15 protein-coding genes are annotated in these 21,154 nt (G+C 48.2%); 4 read left to right on the top strand and 11 right to left on the bottom strand.

All coding sequences use genetic code 11. The annotated features are described in order from the left end of the window. Positions 1-37 precede the first annotated feature (37 nt). Positions 38-1,495 (top strand): glycoside hydrolase family 32 protein, encoded by a 1,458-nt coding sequence (locus ICC18_RS20175; protein ID WP_188176381.1) that lies wholly within the window; start codon positions 38-40, stop codon positions 1,493-1,495. Between the two features lie 31 nt (positions 1,496-1,526). Here ICC18_RS20175 and ICC18_RS20170 read toward each other — a convergent pair whose 3' ends face one another. From ICC18_RS20170 to ICC18_RS20125, 10 genes are all read right to left on the bottom strand, one after another. Then, the gene (locus tag ICC18_RS20170; RefSeq protein WP_188176243.1) at positions 1,527-3,068 is read right to left on the bottom strand and encodes an interleukin-like EMT inducer domain-containing protein; all 1,542 of its coding nucleotides are present in this window, start codon (positions 3,066-3,068) and stop codon (positions 1,527-1,529) included. A 3-nt stretch (positions 3,069-3,071) separates the two neighbouring features. Next, positions 3,072-4,013, bottom strand: coding sequence for an interleukin-like EMT inducer domain-containing protein (locus ICC18_RS20165; protein WP_188176242.1), 942 nt, complete (start codon positions 4,011-4,013; stop codon positions 3,072-3,074). A gap of 8 nt (positions 4,014-4,021) precedes the next feature. Next, positions 4,022-6,670: a sulfatase-like hydrolase/transferase gene (locus ICC18_RS20160; RefSeq protein ID WP_188176241.1), complete on the bottom strand. Its 2,649-nt coding sequence runs from the start codon at positions 6,668-6,670 to the stop codon at positions 4,022-4,024. Positions 6,671-6,688: 18 nt separating this feature from the next. Next, complete coding sequence (locus ICC18_RS20155) at positions 6,689-8,902, bottom strand: glycosyltransferase family 4 protein (protein WP_188176240.1); 2,214 nt, start codon at positions 8,900-8,902, stop codon at positions 6,689-6,691. Further along, positions 8,874-9,725 carry a hypothetical protein gene (locus ICC18_RS20150; protein ID WP_188176239.1) on the bottom strand — a complete coding sequence of 284 codons (852 nt, stop codon included), beginning with the start codon at positions 9,723-9,725 and terminating at the stop codon, positions 8,874-8,876. The genes ICC18_RS20155 and ICC18_RS20150 overlap by 29 nt, the downstream gene beginning before the upstream one ends. Positions 9,726-9,764: 39 nt before the next feature. Then, positions 9,765-11,606: a glycosyltransferase family 2 protein gene (locus ICC18_RS20145; RefSeq protein ID WP_188176238.1), complete on the bottom strand. Its 1,842-nt coding sequence runs from the start codon at positions 11,604-11,606 to the stop codon at positions 9,765-9,767. 21 nt (positions 11,607-11,627) lie between these two features. Then, a complete protein-coding gene (locus tag ICC18_RS20140) occupies positions 11,628-12,737 on the bottom strand; it encodes a tetratricopeptide repeat-containing glycosyltransferase family 2 protein (protein WP_188176237.1) in 1,110 nt (369 codons plus the stop codon). Between the two features lie 89 nt (positions 12,738-12,826). Further along, positions 12,827-13,564 carry an S-layer homology domain-containing protein gene (locus tag ICC18_RS20135; RefSeq protein ID WP_188176236.1) on the bottom strand — a complete coding sequence of 246 codons (738 nt, stop codon included), beginning with the start codon at positions 13,562-13,564 and terminating at the stop codon, positions 12,827-12,829. A 699-nt stretch (positions 13,565-14,263) separates the two neighbouring features. Continuing rightward, a complete protein-coding gene (locus ICC18_RS20130; RefSeq protein ID WP_188176235.1) occupies positions 14,264-15,538 on the bottom strand; it encodes a hypothetical protein in 1,275 nt (424 codons plus the stop codon). After that, a complete protein-coding gene (locus tag ICC18_RS20125; protein WP_188176234.1) occupies positions 15,525-16,091 on the bottom strand; it encodes an RNA polymerase sigma factor in 567 nt (188 codons plus the stop codon). Before ICC18_RS20125 ends, ICC18_RS20130 begins: the two co-directional genes overlap by 14 nt. 235 nt (positions 16,092-16,326) lie before the next feature. Here ICC18_RS20125 and ICC18_RS20120 point away from each other — a divergent pair, with 235 nt between their 5' ends. Beyond that, entirely contained in the window at positions 16,327-17,190 is an 864-nt protein-coding gene (locus ICC18_RS20120) for an RNA polymerase sigma-70 factor (protein WP_188176233.1), read from the top strand. Between the two features lie 166 nt (positions 17,191-17,356). Continuing rightward, positions 17,357-19,069, top strand: coding sequence for a methyl-accepting chemotaxis protein (locus ICC18_RS20115; RefSeq protein ID WP_188176232.1), 1,713 nt, complete (start codon positions 17,357-17,359; stop codon positions 19,067-19,069). On the opposite strand, the gene ICC18_RS20110 is transcribed toward ICC18_RS20115, so the two are convergent. Continuing rightward, the gene (locus tag ICC18_RS20110) at positions 19,059-20,321 is read right to left on the bottom strand and encodes a DUF5683 domain-containing protein (protein WP_188176231.1); all 1,263 of its coding nucleotides are present in this window, start codon (positions 20,319-20,321) and stop codon (positions 19,059-19,061) included. The genes ICC18_RS20115 and ICC18_RS20110 overlap by 11 nt on opposite strands. Before the next feature lie 183 nt (positions 20,322-20,504). On the opposite strand from ICC18_RS20110, the gene ICC18_RS20105 reads away from it, so the two are divergent. Next, positions 20,505-20,954, top strand: coding sequence for a hypothetical protein (locus ICC18_RS20105; RefSeq protein WP_223192713.1), 450 nt, complete (start codon positions 20,505-20,507; stop codon positions 20,952-20,954). Positions 20,955-21,154: the final 200 nt, after the last annotated feature.

Here is a 21,154-nt window from a genome sequence, read left to right as displayed (position 1 = left end):
CCATATAGACAAATAAAGAGTAAGGGTAGGATGAGCCATTCGATACACAAGAGCAACCGCAGACACTTTCATACAGACAAATAAACAAAACCTGCTGACGGACTACCGGCTGAATTACCATCTTATGAGCGAGTTTGGCTGGATGAACGATCCGAACGGTTTTGTTCAATATAAGGGTCAATACCATCTGTTCTATCAGCATTACCCGTATAAGTCCGTTTGGGGACCCATGCACTGGGGCCATGCGGTTAGCCGTGACCTGATTGCTTGGGAGCACATGCCGGTGGCATTGGCTCCGGATCAAGCCTACGACAAGGACGGGTGTTTTTCCGGAAGTGCGATAGAAAAGGACGGCAGCCTGTACCTGATGTACACAGGGCATATCATAACGGGTCCCGATAAAGACAACGATTATATCCAAAAGCAAAATATCGCCGTATCAAAAGACGGTGTCATGTTCGAAAAGCTTGCCGATAACCCGGTCATCGATAACAGCCAGATCCCGGATGGGGCGAGTCAGAAAGATTTTCGCGACCCCAAAGTGTTCGAAAGAGACGGCAGCTACTATGTGGTGCTTGGTTCCAATGACGGGAAGGGCAACGGGCAAATTTTGCTTTATCGCTCGTCAGATTTATTGCATTGGACGTTCGTTAGTGTGCTAGCCCAAAGCGACGGCACGCTTGGCGACAACTGGGAGTGCCCGGATTTGTTCGTGCTGGGAAACCGCGATGTGCTGTTGATGTCGCCGCAGCGGGTTCCCGCTCAAGGTGACAATTATAAGAATCTGCACTCCACTACGTATATGTTGGGCGAGTTTGATGCCTTAAACGGCAAGTTTCGTTATGATGCCTGCGTGCCTGTTGATTATGGATTTGATTTCTACGCGCCTCAGACGATGCAGGATGACCAAGGGCGCCGCATTATGATCGGCTGGATGGACATGTGGGAAACGGATATGCCCACGCAGCAAGGTCACGGCTGGGCCGGGGCGATGACATTGCCTCGCGAACTGGTCCTGCAAGGAGACAAAGTTCTATTCCTCCCGGTGAAGGAAGTTGAAGGGTATCGCAAGAATCTTTATGAAATGACCGATGTTGCTCTGGATGGGGAGCTGCTGCTCGACACGGAAGGGGACAGCTACGAGCTTCTGGTGCGGTTCTACGCCGGTTCGTCCACCGAATTCGGCCTTAAACTTCGCACAGGCAATGAGGAAGAGACGGTACTTGGTTACAGCGTTAACGACCGGCTGCTAACCTTAAACCGCGATCGATCGGGAATCGGTCCCCAAGGGGAACGCAGAACGTCGGTTGATTTGGCAGACGGCAAGCTGACGCTGCGGGTTTTCGTCGACCGTTGTTCCGTTGAGGTCTTCATTCAAGGCGGGGAAAAGGTGATGACGGCACGCATTTATCCGAGCAAGGACTCGCGGGGGATTCAAGTATATTCGCAAGGTGCGAGTGTCATTCAATCTTTGCAAAAATGGGACATTAGGTAGCACATGTCACAAGGAGATGCCTCTCGTGCAGCTAAAGCTGCTCTTGGGGCATCTCCGCATTAAGACCTCTGCGGACTTCCTCCGTAGATTGCGCCAGGTAGAGAGTCGAAGCGAGATGCGTTAATTGCTCGCTATCCTCAATTTTCCGAATGATAGCCATAACAGGGTCATCGTGGCTTATGCCAAAACGAATACACAAAAACTCCATAAGGCTGTCGCATTTCACGCGTAATGCAATTTGCTGTTCCAACCGAAGCAAACGGAACGGTTCTGCCAGAGGGTACTTTGTAAAGATGCCTTTCACAGAGCCCGTCAGCCATTGTCTGCAAGTCTCCGGTGAATCCACGGCATAGACCGCTGCGGCAATTCCGTTCCTTTTCAACTCTTGGGCAAACGATTTCGAGTACCTATTGACGGTCATGGCAACAGCCCCAATCCCCTTGCTTATCGCGAACTGCAGCACAGCTTCATTTGCTGAATCTGCTTGCGAAATCATGTAAATATAGGCGGCAAAAGGATACGCATCATTCACGATTTCGTACATGGACTCGCTATGAAGTTGGGGCATGATTCTAAGCATCGCATCTTCGACGCCAGCAGTAAGAGCCTCGTTGTGAATGCAGCGAATATGCCCGGCGATGCTATCGATCTGTGTATGCTGTGTATCCAAGATGATGCGAACATCGGGATGGTCGTTCATCAACCGGATCATATCCGCCGGGGGGTGCTCCAAGGAAAGTTCAAAGATGCGGAATCCATTCTTAATAGGCAACTCCAACGATTCCATAGGGTCATTTTGCCCCAATGCCTGGAAGACGGTAAAATCTTGCTTCCACGCCGACGGCGCGGAGTAGCGGGGCGGGACTGCCGTATACAGGGAATCCGGACCATGAACCGTCGCAAACGTATCGACGCAATACGATGTGATGGCTCCTGAAATTTGATTCCATTCCACAATATTCATTCCGCGTTTGTTAGGGCTATGTTCCACGCCGTCTATGCGAACGGAGGCATAATTGCCCGCCAAGGCCCCTTTGCTCACCACTTGATAGGCATGCTGATCCCCCAGAGAATCGGATGAGATCTCCAAGGGCTCCGAGGAGCATGCTTCGTATATAACCCGGTAAGATCCGCTCTTATTTTTGTGTGCGATCCAAATGTAACTGTGACGCAAGCATGTCCGGTTCAATGCCGTTATTCCGATTTTCCGCAGTTCATCCAGGATCTCGTCGTTCAGTGCCTGACTCCCGTCATCGCGAACGGAAATAAAAATATATGAATCATCGCCGATACGCATGAGAATGTCTGATATCGTATGACCATTTACGGTTTGCATTTCGTACTTGTGCCCGCGAAAATGCGGTATGAACCTGCTCTCATGAAAGTAAATTCGTCTCCGGTTCGCAGCTAAATTAATTTCGGAAAACCCGGAAAGCTTGATTCGATGAGAGCGATATATTTCTTGTCTATAGTTGTTGTAAATTTCCCTTTCGTCATCGGTAATATCTCCTGATCCTTCTTGATCCCTGTACACATACACCGATTCTTTCTCCATACATTCAAATAAATCCAAATTTCATGCCTCCTTGCGTACTGCACGGTAAATCGTCTCCGGTACATACAGCGTAATGAATGTATCAATGCATAATTGGTATTCGACTTGCTGGTCAATCAAATTATAAGAAACAATGTTCATCCCTCTCGTGTTGGGAGAATAATCGGTTCCCTCTATCATGATTTTGGCCGTATTGCCGCACGAGAGACCAGCGCTTACGATATGGACATCAACAGGAATGATAAAGTTGTTCAGCTTGTCGAAAGCGCCTAGTTGTAGCTCCAGCAGATCTTCACTGGCACATTCAAAAAGCGATTCATACTCATGCTGGCTGCGTTTATAAATAACGTTGATGTAGCTGTGCCTCAAATGCTCGCGCGTCAATTGCCGAACGCCGAATCTCCCTAAAATCTCCTGCCAATGGTGGTTCAGCGCTTGAGAGCCGTCATCCCTAACCGCAATCACTATGAGAGAGAAGGGCGGGATATCGCTCAAATATTCATGTATGGCTTTTCCATGAACCGCTGTAACCTCATAACGCTCGTCAAACTGGGTCAGCATTTGTGCGTCATCAAACCAAAAGACGCCATTGCCGACTTCCTTCGGAATTTGGGAAACTAGCGTCGGCTGTCCCTCTTGGATGCATCGATGGATGAATTCCTTATAATGCATTTGTGCGTCGTCATGCCGGATAGCAGCACGGTTCCACGCGGGGTTTTCAATGATAAACTGTTCGCCCCCGGATGAATGCGCAGCCGTAATCTCCATCCAACGTTGAAAATGAGACTGCCACTTATTGTCGGCAGGTTTCTTTTGCTCATTAAATATGGCAGCCGCTGGCGCTGCGTTGAACTCATGTTCCTTGCAATTACGGATGTTAGGGCTGTGCACCGGCGCTTTCCGAGCGAACAGAGATCCCCAAATCACGAATAAAACAAACGCTGTAAGTTTAAGTCCAATCAAAATCAAATCTAAGCACCTGCCAGTACCACAACGTGGTTGTGAGCTTCTTTCTTTTTACTTGCCACATAAACAGCTTGCTCGAAATAAGTCGTCAAAAAGGTATCAACATGAAACTTGTCCACGATTTCACCGGTATGCATATGGACAACAGCTGCATTGAGCCCTCTAGCATTTTTGGATAAAGAAGCGCCATTGACCATAATCATGGAATCATTTCCGCAAAGCGCTCCGGCACTGTGCACGGATATATCTACAGGCAGCCGGATCCCACTTAGCCATTCACCTCGTTTCCACTGCGTTTCGATGCGGGTACCATCCATTTTTTCCCACAGCGATAAAAACCCTTTGTTTTTGTAGATGAGATTGACGTAACTATGGCGGGAATGCAATTGACTCACTAGCCGAATCCCGCAGCTTCGGTATAAATCTGTAATGGGTTCGCGGAAAGAGCTCGATACTTCATCCTTGCCGGATAGGACGATGAGTACATGATCGGGAAGCCGGTGTAAATAGTCATACAAACTGGTGCCCGCCAGCACACTGACGTCGTACCCGTTTTCCTTGAAAGGAATCAAATAACGGCTATCATCAAAATAAACCGGATGTCCGTTAGCTTCAAAATCGAAAGTTGAATAGAAATAAAGCTTTCTCCCTCTCGCTTTGAACAATTTCGCTTCCATTTCCATTAAAGCCGCTATATTCTTATGATTTTGCTTGTAAATCGCTACATCCATCTCCTGGCTGAATGGAAAAACAACCGCGTCCTCATCCATTTGGGCCATGCAAGTCTCCATGTTTTTGGATAGGACCACAAGTTCTTGAGTATCCTGTTCCTCCGTAGACATATTGTTGGTATGAATCAAATGCCTTGAAAGCATGATTTGATTACGGGCATGCCCGTATGCTTGGAGATGACGCTCCTCAGCACGCTTTACATCCAGGAGTAGTCCCGATTGCCGGTCATACATCCATCCGCTCTCAAAGGAGTCAAGCTCCGACGCTAAATAGATGACATCGGCGGCAGCATAAGAACCCGGCGGGTAGGCTGCGAAAGGAACGATGGAAGTGGCAGCTTCTTTAGCAAAGAGCATTTTCCCCATAAAATGCTTAGGGGGGCGGAGGCCCAGCAAGCTCAAAACTGTTGGCGCGATATCGACGACGCTGCCGATTGTATCGCTTGCGGGCTGCAGCGGCTGCGCTCCCTTTCCGTTGTCAACGAACAATAGCGGCACCTTCGCCGCTTGCCTTATATAAAATGGATCGTTCTCCTGGCTGACCGGCAGCTCCAGAAACCGATACAGGTCTTTCAAATGATCGATCGTGACGCCTTCGTGATCCCCGTAAATCGCCAGCAGCGTATCATTGAGCAGCCCCTCTTTGTCCAAACAATCAAAGAATAACTTCAATGCTTGATCGGTATAATGGACAGATTGAAAGTAGGAAGCTAATGCCGGGGGAACGGACGCATCCAATTGCAGCTTGCGTTCCTTCTTCGGAAGCTCAAACGGAAAATGCGAAGTTAACGTGACCACGAACGAAAAGAAAGGCTTCTGCAGCGCTGACATTTTGCGGGCGGTTTGTTTGAAGAAGGAAACATCGGAAAGACCGAGAGCGATTTTGTCCTCCGTGATAAAATCTTCCTCCGCGTGAAATTCGTCAAAGCCGTAAGTGCGGTACATCGTTCTGCGATTGTAATAATTGCCTTTATAGCCATGGTAAGCGGCTGTCGAATACCCCTGGTTTTTCAAAATATGAGGAAGCCCGTAAAAGGTTTTATCAAAATGCTTGTAGTTCACGATTTCTTTGCGAAGGGGGTATAAAGAGTGAAGCGCGGCCAGTTCGGCGTCGGCGGTATGCCCCATGCCGTATTGGCTGTAAATATGGCTAAACGATACATGTTCCTTAGCCAATTGATTGAGAAACGGTGTAATTTCCTGGCCGTTTACTTTTTGGCCGATAAGGAATTGCTGGAAAGATTCCAGTTGAATCATGATGACATTGCGCCCCCGGTACTGGCCAAAGGAAGGATGATTGGTTTCTTGGCTTTGCTTATCGGGCTCCTTCGGGGAGAAGAGGGGCTGGGAGGGAAGATTCTTATTCCGGTTCCGGCGAACCCACTCCCAAATGTAAAAAGCAAGAAGGCCGAACCTTACCGGTTCCGCTTCAAGTCGAGTGATGGTTTTCTTATGGATGCACGTTACAGCAATGAGACCAATCAAGAGCAGATCGATGGTCAGCCAACTGATTGAAGAGGCTGAGAACGCCGAGTTTAAGTACAACAAGCAGGCTGCCGTGCAGAGTGAGACAGCGCCCAGGTAAAGGTCAGCAGGCTTCACGAGCTTCCCTGCGCTGGATGCGAAGATCGACCGATTATGTTTGATTTCGCCTGGAAAGGTAAGGAATCTTACAATTTGAGCGCCGGTGATGATCGAGCCGAAAAATCGGGCATGCAATAGATTCGCAAAATAGGCCAAGCTTATTGCAACAACGGCGATGCCTGCTGCGTAGGCATGGAACAAAGGGAACCCTAAGGCAACAATTGCAGATAAAAGCACTTGCTCCGCATGCAGCTTAGGAGCAGCGCTTAAGCGCCTGTGCACACTCGTGACCCATGATAAATGCCAAATAAACAGCAGACTGATTAACATAAGCGTCATGGTTCGGCTTTCCTCTTTCTAAGATAGTGTTAACTGCTCGTCCGGCTCAAAGTAGAGCTCTGTTTGCATGGAAATCCATTGCAATCGGCCAAAGCTAGGGTTCGATACATCGTCTTTTTCCGCCCGGATAAATACCGCATAGCCTTTCAACAAAAAGTCGCAGATAAGAGGGGAGGCCACATCCGCTTTCTCTTTGGAGTACCCGATGATCTCCACGGTTTTCACCCGGTTGATCACGGAGGAAGAATCCGTCTCGCCGGGCGAAGGCTGGATTGACTCCAGCAGCGTTTGTTTCCAGCGCTGCTTCCAAACGTCCTTGTTGAACGCTTTAGAGACTTCGATCGCATTACGGCTTAATCTTTGGCGCATCTCCGGATCATTCAGACATTCGATGATGGCTTCTTGTAATTCCTTGCTGTTCGGAGAGATGAGCCTGCCATTATAACGGTCAATGATCAAATCGGTCAGTCCGCCGACTCTGGTGGCAATGACCGTATTTCCCGTAGCGCATGCCTCCAGGCAGGAGAGGCTTGTACCTTCACTGTGGAGAGTCGGGATCAATACGATATCGGCATTCTTGTATACCTGATGCATGTCATCGGGATCGCGATGGTATCTGAATACTCGACCCGGCCACTTCTTCTGCTTGGCTTCGACCTTTTGCAGGTCTTCGGTAAAGCCTTTGCCGACAAAATGAAATTCAACTTGCGGATAACGCTCCAGAATCAAATCTACGATGTCCAATGTGAGATCAAGCCCTCTTGCCCCATACAGCCGTCTTGGAAAAACGATCCGGATTTTGTCATTTTGAGAGCAATCAGGGTCAGGGTGAAATTCTTCCGGATCCACGTAGTTAGGGATTGTCTCCATCTTCATACTCGTATCGAAGGAAACTGTTTGAAACCAGTTCGGCGTATTCGTATCCACGGAAATAATCTTTTGCAGCTTCTTGGCGCTTTCGATATACCGGATGTTCGAATTCCAGAAGGTTTGCGGGTCATGGAACCGGCACTGCGGATGATCCCAGGCCACGCCATGGCTAATGCCTATGCTGGGATGCGCTGCGTCAGGGTAGGCTTGAAAAAATGCGGAGTAGATATTGACGTCGAATCTTCCGTCTACCGTATGGATAAATCGATGGTTAAACGATACTAATGCATCCATCGTAAATTCATGAATATTTAATCCGGCGTGGCCTAGCGAATAAACGTTGATTTGGCGGAACTTTCGGTACCAGCTGTAATTGCCGTACTGATACAGATCCAATTCGTAGCCTAACTCTGCGCACAGTTGATGCAGATCCATCAAATATCGTTCAGCGCCGCCCGAGTAATAATTATCTCCTTCATAGTCCAGGAATGTTGCAGTGAACACACTGACATGCCGATCGTAGGAACGATTGGCGTAGATAGATAGCGAATTGACATTGCATTGAAGCTTAGCTTCAATGGCTTTCACATCCGCCGTTTGAACTGCGCCGGATAAATAGATGGCATCGCTTCGCCAGCCCAAATTAATTTGCAGCTTCTTCATTGAATAGGTAATGATGTCTGCCTGATGGAGAGCTTCATAATGCTTGAGCAGCATGCCGTCATCGCAGTAGCTGAAGCCGTTAACTTGATCCGGCACATCGTACCAAAGCGTGCGATGCGGCAAGCAATCGATCAAAGCGTGCTGGATCAGCCACGAATTTAGCACTAGGACATGCGTGTTCTGCAAAACAGGGAGCAAATATTCCTGCTGTGCAATGACATACAAATTCGGGTTCAATTCCCGGATGGAGAACTGCTCGCTGCTTTCGCAGAGGAAACATAGATAGCCATCTTGAGCCAATTCCTTCAAAATGCGCTGATGCCGCTGCACGGATAGCTCATGCATGGCGTTTAGTCCGACAACGATGCCTTTGTAGGTTCTATTTTTAAATAAAGAGGCAATTTCTCTGGAATAATCAGAAAGTTCGCTTTTGAGGAACTGAATATAATAGTTTCGTCTAGCATCGTACTCGTTCTCAAACAGCAAATTATGCTGTGATTTCACAGCGATGTTATCTCTTTGCAAATTGCGAATCGTTTCATCCAGCGTTTGAATTTGCTCATCCAGCGCGATTGCCTGCATATGGAGCTGATCATGGAGGATGCACTGTTCTTCATGCATATCCTTCAGGCGCTCGTAAGCATCGCGAATACTTGCCAGATCTTGAGATTTATGCGGTAAAGGACTTATTTTGTTCAACCTTGCGACTCCCCTTTATCCATTCTGCCGACCGCTCTTCGTTACCAAAAGCAATGAAATGCGCATCCTTTCGGTAATAAGTCAGGTGCTTGTAGCTTTCATCCGCATATGAGATCCACTCAGAGTGGCTTAAAAGATCCCAATGCTTCAATTGGGCCGCTTTATTTGAACCCCATAGCCTATCCGGCGAATCACAAATGTCATACCAGATTTTTCGGTTCGGAAGCAGATCGTACCAAGCGCATTGCAGTACCCAACTGCACAAAATAATCGGTTCGTCTTGCAAAACTTCCAGGATACCCAGCATGAATGCCTCATCTGAAAACGTATAGTAATTGGAATGCAATTGCTGCAATTTAAACTCAGAATCCGATGTCCGAAACTCAAAGATGAGGTACCCCTCGCGCGAAAGCGATAGAAGCAATTGCTGAATGCGATTGTGTTTGAAAGGTAGTGTGTCCGGCGAAACAACAATCCCTTTGTAAGTTGCGGAGGCCAAGTGCTGCAAATACAATTCGGAATCGTTAGCAAGGCTTCTGGACAACTTATAGTATTGCTGCCGTGCGTCATATTCTTGTTCATAGGTTGTACCGGTACTCAGGGCAGCGGCTTGTGCCCGAATCGATTCCCGCTCTTGCTCAAGATGAAGAGTCAGCTGCTGCTTTTGCCCGATTTCCTTCATTCGTGCATCAATGTGCTCCTGCTTGATTTGAATGTGCCGTTTCATTTGGTGCAGCTCATTCATTTTTTTTCGATAAGCCATTTTATAAGCGTCCAATTGGCAGGAAACATGCCAGTCTTGATGCAATCCGGCTTTTTTCATAGTATCGACTTCCATTTCATTGATGTGATGATAACCGCATTATACAAAATGAAGAAAGAACCACTTTCGCTTTAACTGATCATGGAGTGCTTCCCAGCCTCCCAATCGGCCATTGGTGATTTGAGTGGAAAGGCTTTTGGTATGAATCCGGTAGTAATACAGAGGCTCAGGTAAGTAATACAAAGTTCCCGATAGGGCTAAACGAACGGAGAAATCGCGATCTTCGATGCCGAACATAGCCTCGTTAAAGCCGCCTGTATCGGACAAAACGGAGCTCCTCCATAGAAAAGACGGTCCCATATTTTCGAATCCGTTAAGCGTATACCCCCTGAGTGCTTTCCGTTCAAAAGCAATGCCATGCTCATCGATATGATAATAATCGGAGACGACACCGGCGCAGTCCGCTTGATGCTCCAAAGCTGAGACCATATTTTCCAGCCAATTCGTGTGCACGGTGTTATCCGCAGAAATCCAGGTCGCATAAGCGCCTCTAACATGCTTCAAACCGTAATTAATGGCGGCAGGAAGACCTTGGTTGTTGTCCAGCTTCACTACCTGAATTCTGAGGTCATACCAAAATCGTTGCAGTACCTCATCAATCGGAATATGAGACCCGTCATCTACGACGATCAGCTCGAGATTCGAATAGGTTTGTGTGAGAATGCTGTGAATGGCTTCATACAAATATTCGTTGTCGTTGTATACCGGAAGGATGATGGAGACCAGCTTGTGCTGGGAAGTAACCGGGAGGAAGGAGGAGCTTTCGTGAAAAGGATAGAACATCTGCGCCCAGTCAATCATCTGAAGATGGTTGAAAACGAGAAATAGCAGTCGCTTGGAGGCGCGATCCTCCAAATCGAAATTCTCCATGATGAGTCTGGCGATTTCATCTTTGGACTTGCCGGAATGGGCGTTATTCATCATGGCCGCTAAACGATGCGCAGCAGACTCATTCGTATATTGCGAGAACTGCAGAGCGTTCACTAGCGACTGTGTTGCTTCCTCCAATCGGTTCAACTGAATTTGCAGCTCGGCAATCAGAACATACAAGTCCGAATCGGTAGATGTTACAAACTGAGTATCGCGAACCGATAGTTTGTCTAAAGCATCGAGCAGAAGCTCCAAGGCCTCTTTTTTAAGCTCCCGATGATCGACATGTTGAGCCAGTTTACCGAATAAGTAAGCAAAATCCTTCTGTGCGTCTTGATACGCCTCGCTATCGAGAGTCTCATAAATGAGCCCTAATGCGACTTCAACCTCATTGTAGTTATAGTGGCTGAGAATCTGAAAGAACCTGCTCAAGCTCGGGTAAGCCATTGACTTGGTTGCACAAGCTTGGCAGCTTCCGATGACTTCCCGGTAACGCTGCCGCCCAAAGTCGTACAGTATCGTTTTAACCGGATAGGCTTCTTTCGCTAATGCCAGATCCGTATCATACGCAGTATCGTAAGCATCTGCTAATTCTTGATTGATAAGCAGGGGTTTCGTGAAAGACAGCCGCATATCTGATTCGGTGTTATTCAGGCAAGCATTCTCGACATCATCAGCCAAAACATCCTTGTGAATGAGACGGTACTCCTCGATAGCGGCACGCAGGCGGGCGGATTGGAATACGATAGATGCGGAGTAAACACCTTTTTGCAATTTCTCGGTGCAGAAGTCGTTCGGGGCTTGCCACCGTTCGTTGGCGTCCCAAACGAGTATCCATTCCGTATCTTTGGATAAAGAAACTGACTTTAATTTTTCGAAAATAGTCCGGTGCTCATCTGAGCATTCAAGCTGTGTAATCGGACTGTCAGGAAATATGTCCTGTATATGTGCAACCAATTGTTCAGGGTTATTTTCCAACGTAATATTAGCAATGCAGATATGACATTTCATTGTAAGCGACTACCTTTCTTTTCAATCATCAATCCAATCCAAATGGTCAAAAAAGAGATGCAGCCGTTCTGCCGCTTCCGCTTTTTTGCTCCCTCTCAGATATGCGGTGACTAGAAGCTCGATGGCTTCCTGATCATCGCCGACTTGCACCCAAGCATCTGCAGCACGCAGCAACAGATCATCAACGGCTCCTGAAAAATGATTTGGAAACAAGTAAGAACCGGTCAGGCAGGTCCGCCACTTTCTAAACCAAAATAGACTCGATGTCCACGACTTTATGAGAAAATCACATTCGGCCAGAACTGCATACGTGTCTGAATATTCAGGCAGTTCCTCCGAGCATCTAAGGGCCGCAGCTTTCGCTTTCGCGGTGTCCTCCATTAGCAGATAAGACATCATGAGGTAATAATGCGCTTGTGCCCGCGGGTACGTATCATGTACAGGCAGCAATTCGAGCGCTTGAGAGGCATGTTGCACAGCTAAGACATAGCGGGATTGATTGAACCGCTCAGCGGCCAGATACCGATGCACTCTGCCTTCATAAGGGAATTCTTGGTGTTCCAGCTCTAGAAGCCGCAGGTTTCGGGCTTGTTTCTGGACAAGGACGGTAGGGGCGTAGCCGGTATGCAAAAATCCTCCGCGATCCGACAAGGCGCTAACTCTTGCACCGTGCAGGGGATAAAGCGTTTCATGAATTCTTCCTTTGTAAGCGTAGTTTGCCGGTTGGAACAGCCGCTCGACATGTGTAGAGGCTTGAATACGATTGCCGCTCAGATCCAGATGATGTATGGGGAGGAGGTAAACCGTATGGGGTGCGCCGTTGGCAACGATCCATTTGTTCAAGGGAAGAGGGTCATGCCAGATGAATTCTTCATCCGCATCGATCATTAATACCCATTCAGAAGTAGTTAGGGATAGTGCATAATTTCTCGCTTCGGCAAAGTGATCATTCCATAAGAAATGATGGACGTTTGCGTCCAGTTGTCTTGCTATGTGTTGGGAAGCATCCTGTGAACCGGTATCCACGACGATAATCTCATCGACGTGCTTTCGAACGCTCGTTATGGCCTGGGAAAGGGTGGCTTCCGCATTTTTGACGATTATGCAGGCGGTTATTTGCGGGTTGTTCATCTCGAGGACTCCGTTAATGAAGAGGTGTGAGCCGTCATGTCCGGATAAGCAACATAACGGCTACAAGTTTATGAGGCGATAAACGGTGCTTATGCGGCCGGATCGCTATTGGAAATTCGGTTTCCCTTATCGAACAATACGGTGATTTTGTCTTTGTAGCCGTTGAATTCCGGCTTCTCGGTCATCTGTGTGACCGTCACCGCGACATGTTCGCGCGTTGCGTTCGATTTTGGAGCAAAAGCCCCGCTGGCATCAGTGCTCAACAGACCCAGTTCGAGAGCCGCTTGCACATAAGGCTTTGCCCAGTCGCTTACGGCATTAGCATCCTTAATGGCCAGGGATTTTCCTTTGCCCGTAACGTTCGTTTGGGTGATTCTGACCAGAAGGACAGCCAGCTCCTCTTTGGATAGGGGATCGTTCGGCCTAAACGTACCGTTGTCGTCTCCCTCGATAATGCCGACTCGGGTTAATGCCTCCAGGTACGGCAGTCCCCAGCTGTCGGTACTCACATCGCGATAATTGGAAGTTGTGGTCACGTCAGTCTTAAGGCCAAGCGTGCGGGCAATTAGCGCCACAGCTTGAAGGCGGGTCATTTGGCCGGTTGGTTGGATGCGGCCTTCGCTGTCGCCTTCCAGCAAGCCTTTCTGAATGGCTTTCAATAAAGCTGCTTTAGCATCTTGTGAAGCTTGATCCAAATCCGATTGTACAGGAAGTGCAGGTGTCGTCTCGGCAAAAGCGGCCGGTGCCGAACCTGCGATCAGATTAGTTAAGACGGTGGAATGCAAAACAATTTTCGATATTTTTTTCAATTTCTGCTGTTTATCCATAGCAAAGACTCCTTATTAAAAAGAATGTCCTCTCCATCCAATTTGATAACGGAAGAAAAATCAAATAAACGTCTCAATGCTAACCATCGAGCGCAATATAGGACATGCCGTATTCCCATGCAGGGCATAGCGTTTCGGATTGGAAAGGAATGTGTGGCAGAGATGATGCAGTTGCCAAAAATCGGCGACGAAGGAAAAAAACGAAAGGGGTGAAGCGGGTGTTTGTAGAAGTAATTTGGAAATGTTAACGTGCGAATCGGTACCGTTCGACAAAATCCACAATAACACATTTTGGGATTATATTCCGTTAGATTTATCACAGTTTTGTGAATTCGTAGATTTATGTCGAAATTTGTTCACTTTTGCCTCTAGGAGCATTGGCTATCGCAGTTCGATTTCGCCCAATTGCATAAACGTGTTGAATGGAGTTAGCGGCTGGAGTTCGATTTTGCCAGCTTATCGTGCGCTAATCGAACATCCTCTCGCACAAACCAAGCTGCAATTGTGCAAAATCGGACTCCAAACTGTTTTGTTGGATGTATCTTATATGCAATTGGGTTTTTCCGGACTTAGACAACTCAAAAGAAATTCGATTTAAACCATTTCACAAGCGAGTTGGAAGAAAAGAAAAGAACGTCCCTATGCAACAAAAGCATAAGGACGTTCTTCGTCTGTACCGCGAATTCTCGAAAAACCGAGTCATTCACTCTTGTCATAGGATAAATATCGGCCTACCTTATCGATCCACTCCTGCACATAGTGGTCGGTAGCCCATTGCGCCATAACGAGCTGCTCGCCGGGCAGGAGGTCGATGGTCAGCTGCGGATCGCTGTTCGGCGCTTGGCCGTAAGGATAGAACTTGAGCTGATCATCTTCGAAGATGACGATCATGTCATTCATCGGCGAAGTCAGCGCATCGCTAGCATTTGGCCAGGAGGACTGAATGTCGGTCCACGAGCAGCAGAGCTCGTCATGGTTGACGACTTTATCCGGCAGATCGCGCGGAAAGTCGTGAAGGACATAACGGTCGGGACTGCGTGAGTCGGACCGCGTCGTTTCGGCGACTTTGCCGACCCAGCGTCCCGGCTCGCGCTGTACAGTCCAACTTTGGCCGGAAATCTCGGTTAAGGGGTCCTTAGACAGGCTGGAGGAAGGAGTTAGATTACCCAATACCGTGCTAATGTTCGGCCCGTAAAGATCAAGGATCGATACGTGATTTCGATCTACGGGTTTGTTATAGAACTGTGTCGTATGACCTTCCTTCAGCTGGGGTAGGGTGCGGACCCAAATCCGATCGGCTTGATAGGGCGCGTTGCCGCTCCAGGCTTCCTCGGTTTCCGCAATGGACAAATATTGATTCCCTGCAAACACCAGTGTCTCCACATGGTTGAGCTCTTCTTTCGGATCATCGGCAAAGGTTGCCTCTTTGACCGGTTGATCGGCCAAATGAGCGGACAAATAGTGATACTCGTCGGTTTTCGTTTTATTCACCAAGGAATCGATTTTCCAAAAGTTTTGCTTGTACGGCATGAGAATTCCGCTGCCTTCGGACGTTTTTTGCAGCTTTCCGCGAACGGGCGCGATGAGCATCGTCCGATAAGTGCTGTAGCGGAGCGGGCTTAATGTGCGCTTGCTGTCTGTGGACTCATGTTCGGTTCGCAGTCCGATTAAGAGTGCCGTACTGATAGGCGCCGGTGAAGTGTTGAACGACTGCACTTCCACTTGGGCAGGTGTTTCAAAAGCGGCGACGGCGTCGCTTTTCGTATGAATCGTCCCCCAAGGGAAGAAAAGCGCAGCGGTCACGATAACGCCAACCCCGGCGAAGCAGAGATAAAGTTTTACCCTTGGCTTAGCTTGCTCCTTGCGGTCGACAGCTTGCTCGATGTCCCGCTGAAGTGAGGATCTAAATCCCGATTCCCGGAGCGGCCCGGATTCCAATTCCTTATGTAAATCCTCGGGATCAGGAGTTTTCACGCGCTTCACGCTCCTTCAGCCCGATCACCTTCAATCTGGCATGATGGAGCCTGGATTTCACGGTCCCCTCCGAAATGCCCAGAACTGCAGCCATTTCCTTGGTCGAGAGCTGATAATGGGCATGCAAAATCAGAATTTCTCGATATTTGGGAGGCAGAGAAATCACTTTTTTCCATATATCACTGGCATAAAGTTTCTCCATCGCTTCATTCTCAGCGGACTGCGAGGTACCGGTAGACTGAATGAAACCGACGAGTGTAACTTTGCGCCAGAATGCTTTGCGTAAGTAATCATAAGCGGTATTGCGTGTAATGGTGAGCAACCAAGTCTTCACGGAAGCTTCGCCGCGGAAGGTCGTCAAATTGCGATATACTTTGAGGAAAGCATCCTGCGTAATATCATCGGCTAAATCCATGTTGCGGCAAATACTAAACGCATAATTCCATACATCATTGCCGTAGGCTTCCATAAGATTGCGCAGGATCGCCTTCTGGTCGGTTGTTTCAGATACATACTTCAAATATTCAAATACATGGACACCGGTCGTCTCCATACTCTCACCTCTCTGAATTAGACGTTACTAGGTTGAAAAAAGTTCGCCGATTACCCAAAAAAAATTTGAAAGTCACATATGCGTGTTTCAGATCGTCTACATTGGCGAAGGGTTTGACAGCAGGTATACTTAACTATGAGCGAATGCTTACGGAAGCTGATTTTGCTAAAGCAAAACTCTAAGCGAATGCTTACGAAGCTAGTTTTCTAACGAAAACTCTAAGGAGTGAATAAACGTGGATATCGCGAATTTATATGATACCTATAAGCCTTTGTTGTTTTCGATTGCTTATCGGATGCTCGGTTCCGTCGCGGATGCCGAAGATATGGTGCAGGATACGTTCATGCATGCGCAGCAGCTTCAAGAAGATCAAGTCCAGCATACCAAAGCTTATCTATGCAAAATGGTCACGAATCGCTGCATCGATTACGCGCAATCGGCCCGTAAACGGAGAGAGCTCTACGTCGGCGATTGGCTGCCAGAGCCGTTGTTGCTGAACGACGATGATCCTCTTCATGCCATTGAACGAGATGAAACGTTCTCATATGCGTTCATGGTGTATATGGAGAAGCTGACGCCGGTTGAGCGGGCTGTATTTATTTTGCGTGAAGCGTTCGAGTACGAATATACGGATATTGGTGAAATCGTCGGAAAATCGGAAGCGAACTGCCGGCAAATTTTCAGCCGCCTTAAGCGGAAACTGCAAGAAGATCAGGCGCCTGCCATACATGCGGATGAGCATGCCTACAGTTTGGCGCAGCAGGTTCTCCAGGCATCCAGCACGGGTAACCTTGAAGGGTTGATCCGTTCATTGACCGAAGACGTTATCCTATATTCGGATGGCGGCGGTAAAGCCGTTGCGGCGTTGCATCCTATACTGGGACGCGATCGCGTTATGAGATTCCTGCTTGGCATATACGCCAAGAATCAAGAGCATTATCAGTATCATTTGGTGAATATGAACGGTCAAAGCGGCATTATCGTCACCGAAGAGGGCAAACCCGTCACCGCGATAAATATTGAACTGGACGCGGAAGGTCGCGTACACCGTTTATTTTTTATGCGGAATCCGGATAAATTGAATTTTGACGACACATAGAAATTACCCTGATTCTTCCTTTTATATCATTCGGAGATACGTTGGATTATGGGTCTTACAAGAGAGGATTCGGTTGGGAAATAATGTGAATCGGAATGAAGAGGATAACCGCGCTTAGAGAGAGAAACGAAAAGGAAGTTCTAATACTCCTAAGGCGGTGCGGCTAATGATTTCTTTTATTCATTCAATACGTTTTAAGTTCCTGATCAGTTTTATCGCATTAATGCTGCTGTTCATGATATCGGCTGCTCTTTCTTACCGGATGGTTCAGTCGACGAAGTTGAGCGTTGAGGAGCAAACCGCAAGTATGGTGAACGAGAAGGCCGCGCTTTCCTTGAAAAGCATGGTCGGTCTCCTGTACAGCAATCAGGCTGACCTGATTATTAATAATAACCCTGCTGTTATTGAAGAATACCGTGAGAATACCAAGCCGTTTCTGGAAATGATAGACCAAATCACCGCTTCCGCTCGTACGGACGAGCAGCGGCAGTGGGCCGAAGAACTCGCGAAGCAAAGCGGGGCGTATGTGGCGATATTTGACAGTGTGATTGCTATTTATAACCAGCAGGATCACTATACGCCGCAGCAATTAAGAAAGGAATACAAGCAAGTTGACGATGCAACGGATGAGATGAAAAATCGTATTTTCGATCTGACCGATAAGTTTATTCTTACCTATGCCCAGGGTTACACGGAAGCGAAGAGCTCTCTAGAGCGAAGTATGTCCAAGCTCGTCCAAACCCTGCTGATATCCAGTGTGATCGTTGTTGTCATTGGACTCGTATTGGCTGTCGTACTGGAACGGATGATCACGAAGCCGCTGAGCCGAGCGGTCGGCTTCCTCCGTCGCGTAGCGGAAGGCGATCTGACCTCTCGTCTGGACGGCAAAAGCAAGGACGAAACGGGCCAGTTGATCGATGCCTGCAACGACATGGTGCAGCAGCTGCGTACCTTGCTGCATGAGGCGACGGCGAATGCGGAGGCTGTCCGCGGGGCCAGCGAACAACTGGGATCCCATGCGCGGCACACGATGCAAGCATCCGGCGAAATCGCAAGAGCCATCGATGTGGTCGCTGCCGGGAATGCCTCCCAGGATGTGGGCGCGTCGGAAAGTGCCAGGGCGATGGAGGAGATGGCGGCCGGTATTCTGCGCATCGCCGAATCTTCCTCCTCTGTCGCAGGAGCGTCATTAGACGCGGAGGCAGGCGCCAAACGAGGCAATGCTTCTATCGCCCAATCAATTGAACAGATGCGACGCATCGAACAATCGGTGCAATCATCTACGCAGATTATTGATCGTGTGGGAGAAAGATCGCGGGAAATCCATCACATCGTCGATGTGATTACGGGCATTGCAGGGCAGACGAATCTGCTTGCCCTGAATGCTTCCATCGAAGCGGCCAGAGCGGGGGAGCATGGCAAAGGCTTCGCCGTTGTCGCAGCTGAAGTGCGGAAACTTGCTGAGCAAGCGGTCCAATCCACTACTCAAATCAACCACATCATTCAAGGCGTCCAAGAGGATGCCATAGCATCCGTGGCATCGATGCATGGCGTGAAAGATGAGGTCCAGCAAGGCGCCCGATTGATCCAGCAATCGGGTATGCTGTTCGGTGACATTCTACATGCCATCGAAAGTATTTCCGAGCAGGTACAAGAGCTGTCAGCTTCTTCGGAAGAAATGTCTGCGGGAGCGGAGGAAGTGTCAGCTTCGATTGCGGAGATGGCGCATCTGGCTAAGCAAGCAGCCTTGCAGTCCCAAGCGATCGTGGTTCACACGCAGGACCAGCTGCATGCCATGGAAGCGATAGATGGCTCGGTAGCTCATCTATCGGAGACTGCGCAAGCGCTTCATGGGGCTGTGGGACGGTTTAAAGTATAGAAAGCAAACTGGGATGGTCCAGTTTGCCGACCGTTAAAGCTTTATATTTCCAAAATATTTGTTTGATCGAAGCCGCTTCTTCTTCTTTTTCGTATTGAACCAGGACGGTTACTTCAGGCAGTGTCTTGGGTTTGCCCGTGCGCTTGTGTCTGGGGCGAATGAAAAGGCCAATGCCGTAACCCGCAAAGAATCCGCTGAGTGCGAGTATAATGCCCCAAATGATCGGTCCCCATTGGAGGATAAAACCGATACTGATTCCGATAACGGAGGCAGCTGTTGCGCATGCGAAGCCGATTTCTATGGCATTGGAAGAGTGATCGTATTTCTGGTCGACGAAGTTGATCGCCGGATCCGCCTCGGTATCCATGAGTACGGGGGTTATGCGGCTTTTGTCGATGCCGCTGTGCTCGAGAACGGCTAAAGCCTGCTCCAACTCGGTTGAGTGTTCAAATGTGCCTACAATCCACAAGGGTTGGTATCCTCCTGAAAAGTCGAGTGACTCGCTCGCGGTTTTTCTATAATAATCCGCCAAATATTGGCGTTGTAAAATGCGAAACAACCGATTCTGCTCAATTGCGCTCGTGTATGCATGGTAAACAGCGCCTCCAATCACGGATGGCATGAACATGAGCCACTGAGGATGCAAGATACCTCTAACTTCATGGTTGTGGCCTATGATGAAGGCGAGGACAGCTTCATACGCGTGAGAGAAGGTTAGGTAGACCCACCACCAGAATATGGCGTAAAAGCCGAGCCAGATATGTTTGTTATAGATCTGACCGAGGCCGGGGAAGGCGAATGAGCAGAACGCTGCCGCCAGCGGTCTTTTCTTTTCCACAAATTGAACGCCCGTGCTGCGCATTAAATGAATGGGGAAACGGGCGTTCTCGATGAGAGCCAACTCATAATGCTTATTGGACTGAATGGCACAGCGGTAGCTATCCCATATGGCAAAGAAATAAATAATCATATACCCGTACGCCCATAGAGGTTGTAGAACCTCCTTAGCCATATCGAAATTGCCGCAAAAGGAATAGACCATAGCGATATTAATGGACGCCAAAGAATTTATGATGACTTCAGAGAGGGTTAACAGGACGCCAATTGTGCTTTTGAACAAGAGCAGATGACCGAAACCGGGGAATGCTGCAGACCACCAGGCGACCATAACCGGATTTTGCCGTTGAAGGTAGACGATATCAAACCTTCTGACCGAGGCGAGCGGCCATCTGGGATTCGAACGGGTACTCAAAGCTTGACCGTCCTCTCAATGGTTTTTTTAACATAGTATGGCAGCATATGGATATTTTCATGCGTATTCTTGCGGCGAACATTACATGAATGGTCTTGACAATTGAAGTTATCAGCACTCAATATGAGAGTAAGGACAGCAACGAATGGATATAAAATCGGGCCAGAAGGAAGAGGGAAACAAATGAATTTCGTGGAGCATATCTGGGATCATATCCGATCCGGACGCATTAACAATTATCCGCAGCCGGTAGCACTGAATATGGGACTTGCGTATACAGTGAAGTTAAACGATAAGAAGACGAACTTGATTTGGTTGCCTTTTGAATTCACGGGACTTGCTTATATCGATATGGGACAACTAGTGAACGTGCATCCTTATTACAGAGGAGCGGTTATTGAGGAAATCGAACTTTCGCGCGGAACCGACCTCCATAAGCCGCAAACAGAGGAAGCATTTATCAGAACGATCTACATGAAGAGCTGGGAGATGCATCAATTGCTCCAGCAGGAGAAATATGAATATCTTAAAGGAAGCGTACCTGATTATCTGACGAAAATGCTGCATATCACCGATTGGCTTCGCTATTACAACTCAACTAAAACATTGGGAGACATTAGGAAGATCGTATAGCAAGCCCATCACTGGCTCAAAACTGAAAAAATGGCTGGACAGGACATATTCCTGCCCGGCCATTTCTTTTTCGGGGAATGTCGATATGAAGCTATAGTCCCAATGCAGGTAGTACCAGATCGTTCTAGCTTCTAGGCATCTAGCAGGTTTTCAAAGCTTGATGGAAGGCTTATCCTAGGAATTGTGCGGATTTTCAACAA

The sequence above is a fragment of the Paenibacillus sedimenti genome, from assembly GCF_014534655.1.
Taxonomy (GTDB): Bacteria; Bacillota; Bacilli; order Paenibacillales; family NBRC-103111; genus Paenibacillus_E; species Paenibacillus_E sedimenti.
Note: the sequence above shows the minus strand (reverse complement) of the source record. Positions and strands in the feature narration are given on the sequence as shown.